Source organism: Streptomyces sp. NPDC051677, from assembly GCF_044453465.1.
Lineage (GTDB): Bacteria > Actinomycetota > Actinomycetes > Streptomycetales > Streptomycetaceae > Streptomyces.
Window position 1 is genome coordinate 1 of the sequence record NZ_JBITCT010000053.1, and the last position, 12,746, is coordinate 12,746.

The 12,746-nt window shown below is 72.6% G+C and carries 11 protein-coding genes; 8 read left to right on the forward strand and 3 right to left on the reverse strand.

Going from position 1 to position 12,746, the window contains the following annotated elements; translation table 11 throughout:
* Positions 1-143: 143 nt before the first annotated feature.
* Positions 144-2,018 (reverse strand): AAA family ATPase, encoded by a 1,875-nt coding sequence (locus ACIBAF_RS40610; protein WP_399470302.1) that lies wholly within the window; start codon positions 2,016-2,018, stop codon positions 144-146.
* Between the two features lie 439 nt (positions 2,019-2,457).
* Positions 2,458-3,108 carry a uridine kinase gene (locus ACIBAF_RS40615; RefSeq protein ID WP_399470305.1) on the reverse strand — a complete coding sequence of 217 codons (651 nt, stop codon included), beginning with the start codon at positions 3,106-3,108 and terminating at the stop codon, positions 2,458-2,460.
* Positions 3,109-3,273: 165 nt separating this feature from the next.
* Between ACIBAF_RS40615 and ACIBAF_RS40620 the strand changes: the two genes are divergently transcribed.
* The 6 genes from ACIBAF_RS40620 (at position 3,274) to ACIBAF_RS40645 (ending at position 9,535) form a co-directional block, all read left to right on the forward strand.
* Positions 3,274-4,653: a peptidase C39 family protein gene (locus ACIBAF_RS40620; RefSeq protein ID WP_399470307.1), complete on the forward strand. Its 1,380-nt coding sequence runs from the start codon at positions 3,274-3,276 to the stop codon at positions 4,651-4,653.
* Positions 4,654-4,745: 92 nt separating this feature from the next.
* Positions 4,746-4,886, forward strand: coding sequence for an SCO1431 family membrane protein (locus ACIBAF_RS40625; protein ID WP_399470309.1), 141 nt, complete (start codon positions 4,746-4,748; stop codon positions 4,884-4,886).
* A gap of 74 nt (positions 4,887-4,960) precedes the next feature.
* Positions 4,961-5,620 (forward strand): TetR/AcrR family transcriptional regulator, encoded by a 660-nt coding sequence (locus ACIBAF_RS40630; RefSeq protein WP_399470311.1) that lies wholly within the window; start codon positions 4,961-4,963, stop codon positions 5,618-5,620.
* A gap of 106 nt (positions 5,621-5,726) precedes the next feature.
* A complete protein-coding gene (locus ACIBAF_RS40635) occupies positions 5,727-6,899 on the forward strand; it encodes an acyl-CoA dehydrogenase family protein (protein WP_399470313.1) in 1,173 nt (390 codons plus the stop codon).
* 384 nt (positions 6,900-7,283) lie between these two features.
* Complete coding sequence (locus tag ACIBAF_RS40640; RefSeq protein WP_399470315.1) at positions 7,284-8,399, forward strand: hypothetical protein; 1,116 nt, start codon at positions 7,284-7,286, stop codon at positions 8,397-8,399.
* A gap of 32 nt (positions 8,400-8,431) precedes the next feature.
* Positions 8,432-9,535, forward strand: a complete 1,104-nt coding sequence (locus ACIBAF_RS40645) for a phosphotransferase family protein (protein ID WP_399470317.1) — start codon at positions 8,432-8,434, stop codon at positions 9,533-9,535.
* 28 nt (positions 9,536-9,563) lie between these two features.
* Here ACIBAF_RS40645 and ACIBAF_RS40650 read toward each other — a convergent pair whose 3' ends face one another.
* Positions 9,564-10,028: a hypothetical protein gene (locus tag ACIBAF_RS40650; RefSeq protein WP_399470318.1), complete on the reverse strand. Its 465-nt coding sequence runs from the start codon at positions 10,026-10,028 to the stop codon at positions 9,564-9,566.
* Between the two features lie 230 nt (positions 10,029-10,258).
* Here ACIBAF_RS40650 and ACIBAF_RS40655 point away from each other — a divergent pair, with 230 nt between their 5' ends.
* On the forward strand, positions 10,259-10,699 hold the full coding sequence (locus tag ACIBAF_RS40655) for an Lrp/AsnC family transcriptional regulator (protein WP_189936412.1): 441 nt from the start codon (positions 10,259-10,261) through the stop codon (positions 10,697-10,699).
* Between the two features lie 48 nt (positions 10,700-10,747).
* Positions 10,748-12,349, forward strand: a complete 1,602-nt coding sequence (locus tag ACIBAF_RS40660) for an amidohydrolase (protein WP_399470320.1) — start codon at positions 10,748-10,750, stop codon at positions 12,347-12,349.
* Positions 12,350-12,746 lie beyond the last annotated feature (397 nt).

Genomic DNA, 12,746 nt, shown 5'->3' on the forward strand with positions numbered 1-12,746 from the left:
ACGGAGGAACTCCCACTCCTGATCAGACAGTTCATGGCGACGTATCACACGACCATGATCCACTACTCAAGATCAATTGAAGACACGGCCTAGGCGCTTCGCTGGAAGGCCGGTGCGTTTTCGGCGGTGAGCCGCAGGGTCCGTCACATCGCTGACGGGTCCTGCGGCCCCCGACCCGACAGGACCTCGCCGTACGCCTGCATCAGGTCCGGCAGTCGCAGGGTCGACAGGTCGTCCCGGGTCAGCATGCCCGGGTAGGTCGACAGCCGCAGATCGCGGTACGCGCAGCTCTTCTCGTACAGGGTCCGCAGGAAGCGCCCGTTGCCCAGCTCGTCGATCCACCCCTGGTCGACGACGTGCCCGGCGATCGAGCGCAGCTCGTCCAGGGCCTCCTCGTCCCACACGTCACCGTTCTCCGCGGCCAGCACCTCGCCGATGGAGGTCAGTTCGAGGGGTCGGTAGGAGGGGAAGTCGACGCGGGTGGTGAAACGGGAGGACAGCCCGGGGTTCGCGGCGAGCAGACGGTCCATGCCCTCCGGGTAGCCGGCCAGGATCACCACCAGGTGGTCCCGGTTGTCCTCGGCCCGCTTCAGCAGCACCTGCAACGCCTCGTCGCCGTAGGCGTCGCCCTTGCCGTAGCCGGAGTTGGAGAGCGAGTACGCCTCGTCGACGAAGAGGACGCCGCCGAGGGCGGAGTCGATCAGCTCGTTGGCCTTCACGGCCGTCTGGCCGAGGTACTCGCCGACCAGGTCGGCGCGCTGGGCCTCCACGAGATGGTCGCCGCCCAGCAGCCCCAGGGCGTAGAAGACGCGGCCGAGGATGCGGGCCACCGTGGTCTTGCCGGTGCCGGAGGGCCCGGAGAAGACGAAGTGCCGCTTCGGCGGCTGGACCGGCAGGCCCTGCCCGGTCCGCAGCCGGGCCATGTTGAGCTGTGCGGACAGCGCTTTGACCTGGCGTTTCACCGGCTCCAGGCCCACCATGCGCTCCAGCTCGGCGAGTGCCTCCTCGAGTAACACGGGGTCCGTGGGCCCGGCCGGCAGCGGCGAGGGGCCGCTGTTCTTCTCTCGCACCGGGGGCTCGGCCACCGGCGGCAGCGGGACGACCGGCGGCAGGTCGGAGGGCTCGCCGAGCCTCAGGTCCCGGCCCTCCGCGCCGAACAACGGGTCGAAGCCGTCCGGGCCGTCCACCATGTCCTGGCCGACGCCGATGAGAGTGATCGCCGCGAGGTCGGCCGTGTCGTCGTATCCGTCGCCCTCGGCGATCGCGGCGAGCCGGGCCGAGGTGTCCATGAAGGCGGCGTCGACGCGGTGCACCGCCCGGTACAGGGGGAGGGCCGCCGCCGAGCGGCCGGTGCCCTCGTGGGCCCGGGCCAGCCAGTACCGCAGCTCCTTGCGCTGCGGCTGCTCGCTCCGGCAGCGCATCAGCGCCGCCGAGAGCAGCGGCTCGGCCTGTCCGTACATCTCCAGGCGCACCCGGGCCATCCCGCCGAACAGGCCGGCCTCGATGCCCAGCAGCGGATCGTCGAGCAGCGGGTCGGTGTGCCGGACCAACTGCTCCCAGTCCTTGACGAGGTAGGCGCGGCAGGCGTGCAGGAAGCGGACCTGGTGATCGGTGTCGACGGGCGGGAGTCCGGCGAGCGCCCGGTCCAGCTCGGGCACATGGCGGCCGTCCAGCCAGTGCGAGGCGTGCGCGAGGAGCAGATCGCGCGCACTCTCCAGCACGGGCTGTACCCACCAGCCCAGCCAGTACCAGGAGTTGAGCGTGCGGCGGTGCCGGGTGCGCTGCTCGCCGAAGCGCTCGCGGTGCCGGAACATCCGCAGGAGTGCGGTCGTCGTGTCGACGCGCAGCGCGTGCAGCCCGAGCCAGCCGTCGGCCATCCCGGGATCGATCCGCACCGCGGTGCGGAACTCCTCCTCCGCCTGCGGATAGGCGCCCATCGTGTAGGCGTCCACGCCTCGCAGCCAGGCGAGGTCGGCCGCGTCGGCCGGGGCCTCGGGGCCCTGCGTGCCGAAGTCCATCACGTCCCCCACAAACCGTGCCCCCGTCGGTGTGCCGCCGAGTTCTCGCCCGTCGGCTGCCTTGGTCGAACCGCTGTGCCGCGGACCGGAGTTGCAAGGTGCGCGCAGCAACTGTCCAGGTCGCACCGAGGGCATCGTACCTGCGTGAGCGTCGCCCGCCGTAGGGTGTCGTACCAGCCGCTCGGCGCGCTGGGAGCAGACGGGGCGCATCCCGCGCGGTGACCCTGGGTGAGCGATCCGTGTCGCGTCGCGTCCGGAAAAGGGACGGGGGACGGGCTGCGGACAGAACGAAGCCCCCGATCACGGGGGAACAACCGGGGGCTTCGCGTCTGAGGGCGGCTTCGAATGCCGCACATTGAGAACGTAAGTCCTGTACGGGCCGTCGGTCAAGCGGAGTTGAAGCGGTTGGCGAAGTTCGAACGTACGGCTCTTCACAGGTTCACCACATCGCGGGTGGTCCCTCACGGTGGGTGACATCCTGGTGCGGACCAAGCTCTCCCATCGGCCCCGGCAGCACCTCGTACCCCTGCTTCAACTGCCGCACCAGCAGATCGGCGTACGGTCGCGACGGATCCTCGGCGAAATGGCGGACTTCGGCCGGAACCCACCCGTCCCAGAACTCCCGCTGCTCCTCTCCGTCCCGCGAGCGGCCACGTGCCCATGCCTCCTCGGGCGGCACGTCCATCCACAGCAGGCACGCCAGAAACGGCCGCAGGGCGCGGCGGCCCGCGCCGACTCCCTCGACCAGGACGACGGGGGCGGCGGGCAGCGGGCGGGGCGGGCCGAAGCGGCGGGCACGCCAGTCGTAGGCGGCGTAGTGCGCGCTCTCGCCGCGGCCGAAGGGCTCGATCACCTGGGGCAGCAGCCGCCCGGTCCACGCGAAGAGCTCGTCGTGGCTGGCGATGTCGTCGAGACGGAGCACCGGCGCGCCCCCCAGCGCCTCGGCGAGCTGCCCGGCGAAGGTCGACTTTCCCGAACCGGCGTGCCCGTCGACGCCGATCAGACGGACCGGCCCGCAGGACGGGGGCAGACGGCGGAGCCGGGAGGCGAGCTGGCGGATGGCGGGTCCTGGGGTGCGGAGAAGGGGCATCGGTTCGGCGCGAAAGTCTACGGCCGGGGTGTCGCTCGCCGCGCCCAAGCCGGTGACACGACCCCCTCTTGGCGGGCGTGGCACGGCGGAGGTGCTGGAAGGCGTGCCCGCCCCCGTCCATAGTGGGCGCACAGCCGTGCCGACACCTCGGGGGTCATCTCGCCCATGAGCAGAGCCGAACAGCCGTCCCGCAGAACGGTCCTCGCCGCCGCGGTCGCCGCTGCTGTGGCGGGGGGCTCGGCCCCGGCCGCCATGGCCGCCGACCCGGCAGCCGCCGCCGCGGACACGGGGGACGCCGAATCGGCCCCCGCCCGATCCGTCGACTACCGCGCCTGGACCACGTACGCCGACTGGCGCACCGGCGCCGCCAAGGGCACCCGCGCGGTGGCGGGCGCCCGCCCCGGCGTCGCCATCGCGACCCCGCACGGCGCCGTCGACTACACCGACCCGCACACCAAGGCGACCGCGGCCTGGGAGTACGCGACCTGGACGTCCCCGCTCCACCGGCTCGCCGTCCCCTCGACCGAGGTGATCGCCTCCTGGAACGCGAGCACCCCGGCCGGGACCTGGCTCCAGATCGAGCTGAAAGGCGCCTACTCCGACGGCACGGACACCCCCTGGTATGTGATGGGCCGCTGGGCCTCCGGCGACCGGGACGTCAAACGGACCTCGGTCGACGGCCAGAAGGACGGCAGAAGCACCGTCTGGACCGACACCCTCGCGATCGACGACGCCTCGACGGGCCTGCGCCTCGCCTCCTACCGCCTCCGTCTCACCCTGTACCGCCGCCCCGGCGCCGACCTCACCCCGACGGTGTGGCGGCTGGGCGCGATGGGCTCCGCCGTCCCGGACCGTTTCACCGTCCCCGCCTCCGTGCCCGGCCTCGCGCACGAGCTGACCGTCCCGCGCTACTCGCAGGAGATCCACCGGGGCCAGTACCCCGAGTACGACAGCGGCGGCGAGGCCTGGTGCAGCCCCACCTCCTCGCAGATGATCATCGAGTACTGGGGCGGCCGGCTCACCCCGGAGCAACTGGCATGGGTCGACCGGTCCTACGCCGACCCGCAGGTGTGCCACGCGGCGAGACACACGTACGACCACCAGTACGCCGGCTGCGGCAACTGGCCGTTCAACGCCGCCTACGCGGCCACCTTCAAGGACCTCCAGGGCGTGGTCACCCGGCTCGGCTCCCTCACCGACCTGGAGACGCTCATCGCTGCCGGGATCCCGGCCATGACCTCCCAGTCCTTCCTCAAGGAGGAGCTCACGGGAGCCGGGTACGGCACCGCCGGGCACCTGATGACCGTGATCGGCTTCACGGCCGGGGGCGATGTGATCGCCAACGATCCGTTCTCGGCGGACGACGCGGCGGTGCGGCGCGTGTACCGGCGGCGGGAGTTCGAGAACATCTGGCTCAGGACCAAGCGGTACAACGCGAGCGGCAAGGTCGTCTCCGGCTCCGGGGGCGTCTGCTACCTCTACTTCCCGGCGCGTCCGACCGCGCGCCAGTGCGCGGCCCTCACGGCGGTGGGGGTGCCCGTGTGAGCAAGGTCTCGGCCGCAAAAGCCCCGACGGGTGGCAAGGTGGACGGATCGGTGGGGGGAGTCCACCCTGACGTCCGACCTCAGCGAGACACCATGACCGCACAGACAGCCACCGCCGCCCGCGCCCGCACCGGCGGCCCCGACACCGACGGCCCGAAGATCCTCGAGCACGTCATGGGCTGGGTCCTCGTCGCGGTCGTCGCGATGCTGGTCACCCAACTGGGGCTGCTCTGACGGGTGTGATCTGACGCACGGTTGACCTGACATACTGCGGATGTCCCGCCGACCGCCCGAGACCAGGGTCGAAATTGAATATCAGCGAACAGCGCGAAGTTGCCCGTCCCCGGGCACGCGGCACCGAGCGCTCACTGGCGCGCCGCGCCGAACTCATCTCCATCGGACGGAAGTTGTTCGCCGACACGTCCTACGACGCGCTGTCGATGGACGACATCGCCCGCCAGGCGCACGTCGCCAAGGGGCTGATCTACTACTACTTCCACTCCAAGCGCGGCTACTACCTGGCGATCATCCAGGACGCCGTCGCCGACCTGGTCACCTTCGCGGCGAGCGGCCTCGAACTGCCGCAGGTGGACCGGGTGCACCGCACCATCGACGGCTATCTGCGCTACGCGGAGCACAACCAGGCCGCCTACCGGACGATCGTCAGCGGTGGCGTCGGCTTCGACACCGAGGTGCACGCGATCCGGGACGGGGTGCGCGCGGCGATCGTGTCGACCATCGCCGAGGGCGCGTACGGCCGCAGCGACATCCCGCCGCTGCCCCGCATGGGCCTGCTCTCCTGGGTGTGCGGCGTCGAGGGAGCCACTCTTGAATGGATCGACCGCCCCGGACTCTCCCGCGAGGTCATGGGCGATCTGCTGGTGAAGACCCTGGGCGGCTCCCTGCGCGCCATCGAGGAACTCGACCCCTCCTTCCCGGCCCCGAAACCGGCCCGCCGCGAGGACTGACGCACGTCCGTGCGTCTCCTCCTTCCTTCTGCCCGTGCGGCGACGGCGTTCCGCGCGCATACTCACAGCGCGAAGCCGTCGGTCAGACAGCAAGGAGGAGGCCGCCATGCCCGACCGCGCGCCGCCCCCGGTGGACCGGCCGCTGCCCACGGCCGAGGCCCGGGACCTCATGGCCCTCGTCCGTGACATCGCCCGCCGCGAGGTCGCGCCGCCGGCCGCCGAGGAAGAGGAGGCCGGCCGCTTCCCGCGCGAGCTGTTCACCCTTCTGTCCGCATCGGGGCTGCTCGGTCTGCCGTACGAATCCGCGTACGGCGGCGGCGACCAGCCCTACGAGGTCTACCTCCAGGTCCTCGAAGAGCTCGCCGCGGCCCGCCTCACCGTCGGGCTCGGCGTCAGCGTGCACACCCTGGCCTGCTACGCCCTCGCCGCCCACGGCACGCACGAGCAGCGGGCCGCGTACCTGCCCGCCATGCTCGGCGGCGGGCTGCTCGGCGCCTACTGCCTGTCCGAGCCGTCCTCCGGCTCGGACGCGGCCTCGCTGCGGACCAGGGCCGTGCGGGAGGGCGACACCTGGGTGATCACCGGAACCAAGGCCTGGACCACGCACGGCGGGATCGCCGACTTCTACACCGTCATGGCCCGCACGGGCGGCGAGGGCGCCCGGGGGATCACCGCGTTCCTGGTGCCCGGCGCCGCCGCGGGCCTGAGCGCCGCGGCCCCCGAGCGGAAGATGGGACTCAAGGGCTCGCCCACTGCCCAGGTCCACTTCGACGGCGTACGGATCCCCGACGCGCGCCGCATCGGCGACGAGGGCCAGGGCTTCGCGATCGCCCTGGCCGCGCTGGACTCCGGGCGGCTCGGCATCGCCGCCTGCGCGATCGGCGTCGCCCAGGCGGCCCTCGACGAGGCCGTCGCCTACGCCAGGCAGCGGCGGCAGTTCGGGCGGCCGATCGCCGACTTCCAGGGGCTGCGCTTCCTGCTCGCCGACATGGCGACCCGGATCGAGGCGGGCCGGGCGCTCTGTCTCGCGGCCGCGCGACTGCGGGACGCCGGCCGGCCGTTCGCCCGGCAGGCCGCCATGGCCAAACTCCACTGCACCGACGCCGCCATGCAGGTCACCACGGACGCCGTCCAGGTCCTTGGCGGATACGGCTACACCGCGGACTTCCCGGTCGAGCGCTACCTGCGCGAAGCCAAGGTCCTGCAGATCGTCGAGGGCACGAACCAGATCCAGCGGATGGTCATCGCCCGTCACCTCCTGGGTCCGGAAACCCGCTGAACTGCCCCGGTCGCACCTGTGGAGCCGCCAGCCGCACCCACTCCGGGTCGTGGCGCCCCGGCAGCGTGCGGCCCCGGTCGGCCCAGATGTGCAGCAGCTCACGGTAGATGGGCGGGTCCTGCGGGGGCGGCGCAGCCGGCGGAACCGATTCTGCGCGGAGGGACCGGGGGCGCACGGGGACGAAGAGCTGGCGGTGACGCCCGGGCGCAGCCGAAGAGATGGGGGTCATACCGGGGCAACGCGGAGGTATGACGACAGGTCACCGAAAGATGCGATCGAGCGCCAGTTCGGGACGTGCCCCACGGTTCCGGGCCGATACGCATCTGTTCACCCAAGCGATGTCTGACGTACCGTCAAATCCCTTGCCCCCAGGGAGGTGTGCTCATGGGCGACGACCGCCCCGTGCCGCTCGACGAGTACCCCGTGCACCAGGCGCCCCTGTCGATGAAGCACGTCGCGACCGGCGACCGCAACGCCTACGACCGCTGCATCTTCCACGTCCTCGACCACCAGGGCCGCGCCCTGCTGATCGCCGGCCTCGGGGTCTACCCCAACCTCGGAGTGATCGACGCCTACGCCACCCTGCGCCTCGGAGATCGCCTGCACGCCGTCCGCGCCTCCGACGCCCTCGGCGAGGACCGTATGCGGCTGGAGGTCGGCCCCCTGCGCATCCGGGTCGAGCGCCCGCTGCGCGACTTCGTGCTGAGCTGCGCGGCGGACCCGGACGACCCCGACGGACTGTCGTACGAGATCCACTGGTCGGCGGACTTCCCGGCCCTGTGGGAGCCGCACCACCAGCAGCGGCGCGGCGGGCGGCTCACGCTGGAGGGGAAGCGGTTCGTGCAGGCGGGCCGGTGCGTGGGGTGGCTGCGCGCCGGCGGCGAGCTGACGCGGCTGACGGCCGGCGCGTGGACCGGCACCCGCGACCGCAGCTGGGGCGTGCGGCCCGTGCCCGGCGAGGAGGGCGGGCGGCTCGCCCAGGACCATCCGACCGAGGGCTTCCACTGGATCTGGTGCCCGGTCCGCTTCGACGACCGCTTCCTGATGGTCATCATGCAGGAGGACGCGGACGGATACCGCTCCCTGAACGACGCCACCCTCGTCCGCCCCGGCCGCCGCGACCGCCAACTCGGCTGGCCCCAGGCGGAGATCGCCTACCGGCCGGGCACCCGCCACCCGGAGCGCGCCCTCATCCACCTCGGGGACGTCCGCAAGCCGCTGGAGCTTCAGGCGGAGATCCTCACCTCCTCCCCGCTCGCGATCGGCGCCGGCTACCCGCCGGCCGACGACTGGCAGCACGGCGCCTGGCGCGGTCCCGGCTGGACCGACCGCCGCAGCTACGACCTGTCGAGCCCGCACCCCTTGGCCGGATACGGGGTGACCGACCACGCCGCCCGCTTCCGCCTCGACGGCCGGACCGGCCACGGGATCTTCGAACACGGTTCGTTCGGCAGACACGGCCCGAGCGGCTTCACCGGCTTCGACTCGGTCGCGCCGTAAGGCAGTTGCAGCTCGGCCCCCTTGGAGGTCACATGGCCACGGCACCCCGTCCCCGCACCAGCACCCGCGACCCCGAGGAGGTCGCCGGCCGGCTCACGGCCTGGCTCGCCACCCGCCTGCCCGGCGCCCGGGCCGCCGCCGTCGCCGCCCCCGCCTCCAACGGGATGTCCAGCGAGACCCTGCTCTTCGACATCGAGCACCCGAGGCGGCTTCAACCTCCCTTCCGGGCCTGCGCGTTGAGGCTCGCGGCCGACCCGTCTGCTTACCCGGTGTTCCCGGGGTACGACATGGTCCGCCAGTACCGCACGATGCGCCTGGTGGCCCAGCACACGGACGTGCCCGTGCCGCGCGTGCTCTGGTTGGAGGAGGACCCCGAGCCGCTCGGCGCGCCGTTCTTCGTCATGCAGCGCGTCGAGGGGCGGGTACCGCCCGACGTCATGCCGTACACCTACGAGGGCAACTGGCTGCACGCGGCGAGCGACGCCCAGCGCGAACACCTGGAGGCGGCGACGATCGGCCTGTTGGCCCGGCTGCACGATCAAGTGCCGCTGGAGAAAGCCGAGTTCCTCACCCTCCCCGGTGATGGTGACGCGCTCCACCGCCATGTCGCGGCCCAACGCGCCTACTACCACTGGGTCGTCGACGGCCTGCCCCGCTCACCGCTCATCGAGGACGCGTTCGCCAGGCTCGCCGAGCTCTGGCCGCGAGAGCCCGGCACACCGGTGCTCACCTGGGGCGACGCCCGCATCGGGAACGTGATCTACGACGGCTTCGAGCCCGCGGCCGTCCTCGACTGGGAGATGGCCGCCCTCGCCCCGCGCGAGGTGGACCTCGGCTGGACGCTCTACCTGCACCGCTTCTTCCACGACCTCACGGTCGCCTCCGGCGGGCGCGGACTGCCCGACTTCCTGCGCCGCGAACGCGTCGAGGAACGCTATGCACGACTGACCGGACACACCCCGCGCGACATGGAGTTCTACATCCTGTACGCCGCTCTGCGGCAGGCGATCGTGATGCTGCGCATCGCCCACCGGCAGGCGTACTTCGGCGAGGCCGTCGTCCCGGCCGATCCGGACAGCCTGATCCTGCACCACGGCAGCCTGCGGGCCATGGTGCAGGGCAGCTACTGGAGTTGAGCCGGTGAAGCGAGCGCGGAAACGGCGCTCAGGCGGCGGCGCGGCGCAACGTCGCCACGCGCATCGGGCGTGAGGCCGGGCCACCGACGTGCGAGAAGGGCTGCGTCCGCCAGTCCAGCCCCTGAGGGAGCGTCAGCAGAAGTGCGGTGTCCTGCTCCTGAGGCTCCACGGACTCGTCCGCGGGCCGGGCCTCGGAGGCCGCGCGCCCTGTTCCGGCGCAGACCGTGAGCCCGAACGGGTTCCACGGCGAGGCGCACAGCGCGTGCTCCGGCAGGCTCTCCTCGTCCGCCAGCAGCGCGATGGGCTGCGCGCAGTCCGGGCAGATCACCCGGTACATCTCGAAGGTGTCGTACGCGTCGAAGCCGTCGGCCTCGTCGGCGTCGAAGCTGTCGGAGTAGTCCAGGTCGGCGGGTTCGACGCCCTCCGGCTGGGGCTCGACGACCGACTGGAGCCGCTTGGGCGCGGTGCGACCAGGGCGCTTAAGACTCTGCATGGGATTCTCCCCCTCGGGCTGGGCCGTGAAGGCACTGCGGCCACGACCACAGCAAGCACTTCCCACCCCGTCTCGGCGGTAATCGCGAGGCCATCACGAAGCCTTGACGAGTGCTGTGGCATTCGTCACATGCCGCATGCAGGTGCCGGGCGCCGCTCTCCTGTAAACCGGGTATGACCTGGGGCGCATAGGTATACGCGGAGATCAGGCGCACTGTAAGTTCTTGCGTCATGGAGGAGCTGGACCGACAAATCGTGCAGTTGCTCGTCAAGGACGGGCGGATGAGTTACACCGATCTGGGCAAGGCCACGGGCCTGTCCACGTCGGCCGTGCACCAACGGGTGCGCCGGCTGGAACAGCGCGGCGTCATCCGTGGGTATGCGGCCGTCGTCGACCCCGAGGCCGTCGGGCTTCCCCTGACCGCCTTCATCTCGGTGAAACCCTTCGACCCCAGCGCCCCCGACGACATCGCGGACCGGCTGGCCGGCGTACCCGAGATCGAGGCCTGCCACAGCGTGGCCGGTGACGAGAACTACATCCTCAAGGTGCGCGTGGCCACCCCGCACGAGCTGGAGGAGCTGCTCGGGCGGCTCCGGGCGCTCGCGGGGGTGTCGACGCGGACGACGGTCGTCCTGTCCACCCCGTACGAGGCCCGGCCGCCGCGGATCTGAGGGGTCCCCCGTGCCGGGCGGCCGGGGAGAGGCGCGAGACTGTTGCTCATGAGTGAGCGCGCCCCCCAGTCGAAGACCGTCCTGCTCCGCCGAGGAGAGGTCCACAGCCCCGCCGACCCGTTCGCGACCGCGATGGTCGTCGAGCGCGGCCAGGTCGCCTGGGTCGGCTCCGAGGGCGCCGCCGACGCCTTCGCGGACGGCGTCGACGAGGTGGTCGACCTGGACGGCGCGCTCGTCACCCCGGCCTTCACCGACGCCCATGTGCACACCACCTCCACCGGCCTCGCGCTGACCGGCCTCGACCTGTCCCGCGCCCCCTCCCTGGAGGCCGCCCTCGTCCGCGTACGCGACTTCGCGGCGGCCCGACCGCAGGACAAGGTGCTGCTCGGGCACGGCTGGGACGCCTCCCGCTGGCCCGGCGGCCGCCCCCCGACGCGCGCCGAACTCGACACGGCCACCGGCGGCCGTCCCCTCTACCTGTCCCGCATCGACGTCCACTCGGCGGTCGTCACCACGGCCCTGCTCGACCTCACCCCCGGCCTCGGCGCACCCGACGGCCCACTCACCGCGGGCGACCACCACGCCGTCCGCGCCGCCGCGTTCGCAGCCGTGACGCCCGCACAGCGCACCGAGGCCCAGCGGGCCGCCCTCGCGCACGCCGCCTCCCTCGGCATCGGCTCCGTCCACGAGTGCGCCGGCCCCGAGATCTCCTCCGAGGACGACTTCACGGACCTGTTGCGGCTCGCCGCCGAGGAGAGCGGCCCGCGGGTCGTCGGCTACTGGGCCGAGCAGGATGTCGACAAGGCACGGCAGCTGGGCGCGCTCGGCGCCGCCGGCGACCTGTTCGTCGACGGGGCCCTCGGCTCGCACACCGCCTGTCTGCACACCGCTTACACCGACGCCGGCCACACCGGCACCGCCTACCTGGGCGCCCCCGAGGTCGCCGCGCATGTGACGGCCTGCACCGAGGCCGGCCTCCAGGCGGGCTTCCACGCCATCGGAGACGCCGCCGTGACCGCCGTCGTGGAGGGTGTGCGCGCCGCCGCGGAGAAGGTCGGCCTCGCCCGGATCCGCGCCGCCCGCCACCGCGTGGAGCACGCCGAGATGCTCACGCCCGAGACGATCGCCGCCTTCGCCGAGCTCGGTCTCACCGCCTCCGTCCAGCCCGCCTTCGACGCCCTGTGGGGCGGCGAGGAGGGCATGTACGCCCAGCGCCTCGGGGCCGAGCGGGCCCGCACCCTGAACCCCTTCGCGGCCCTCCTGCGCGCCGGCGTCCCGCTCGCCTTCGGCTCCGACAGCCCGGTCACCCCCCTCGACCCGTGGGGCACGGTCCGCGCCGCCGCCTTCCATCGCACCCCCGAACACCGGGTCTCCGTACGCGCCGCGTTCACGGCCCACACACGCGGCGGCTGGCGGGCGGTCGGCCGCGACGACGCGGGCGTCCTGGTCCCGGGCGCACCCGCCGACTACGCGGTCTGGCGTACGGAGGAACTGGTCGTCCAGGCCCCCGACGACCGGGTCGCCCGCTGGTCCACCGACCCCCGCTCCGGCACCCCCGGACTGCCCGATCTGACCCCCGGCGCCGACCTCCCGGTATGCCTGCGGACGGTGGTGGGCGGCCGGACCGTGTTCCTGCGGCCGAGCGAGTGATCTCCCGGGGTGGCGCGGGGCGGATCACCCGTCCGCCCGTCGTCGCGCGACCTGCGTCTCCTCCCCGCTGACCAGGGCATTGGCGAAATACGCGCAGGTCGAACGGCTGTTGACAGCCGACGGCGGGAGGCCGGTAGGTTCGGCGGAGTCCACCACCGGACGCCCCGCCGGCGAACGTCCGTGCACTCGCCGCGGCGCCGCTGGGTCAGGGGCGGAGTGCCGCACCGGCGCACCGCCACTGGCAGCCAGGCTCAGCGCCCGCGCCGCAGCGAGGGAATGTCGGCCGGTCGGGGAGGTGTGACCCGGGTGGGGCCCGGGCGCTCAGTAGACAACGGCATTCGGTCGACCCGCAGCCAGCGGGTCCCGGGCCGGCCCGAAGGGCGCCGGGCCCCCATCC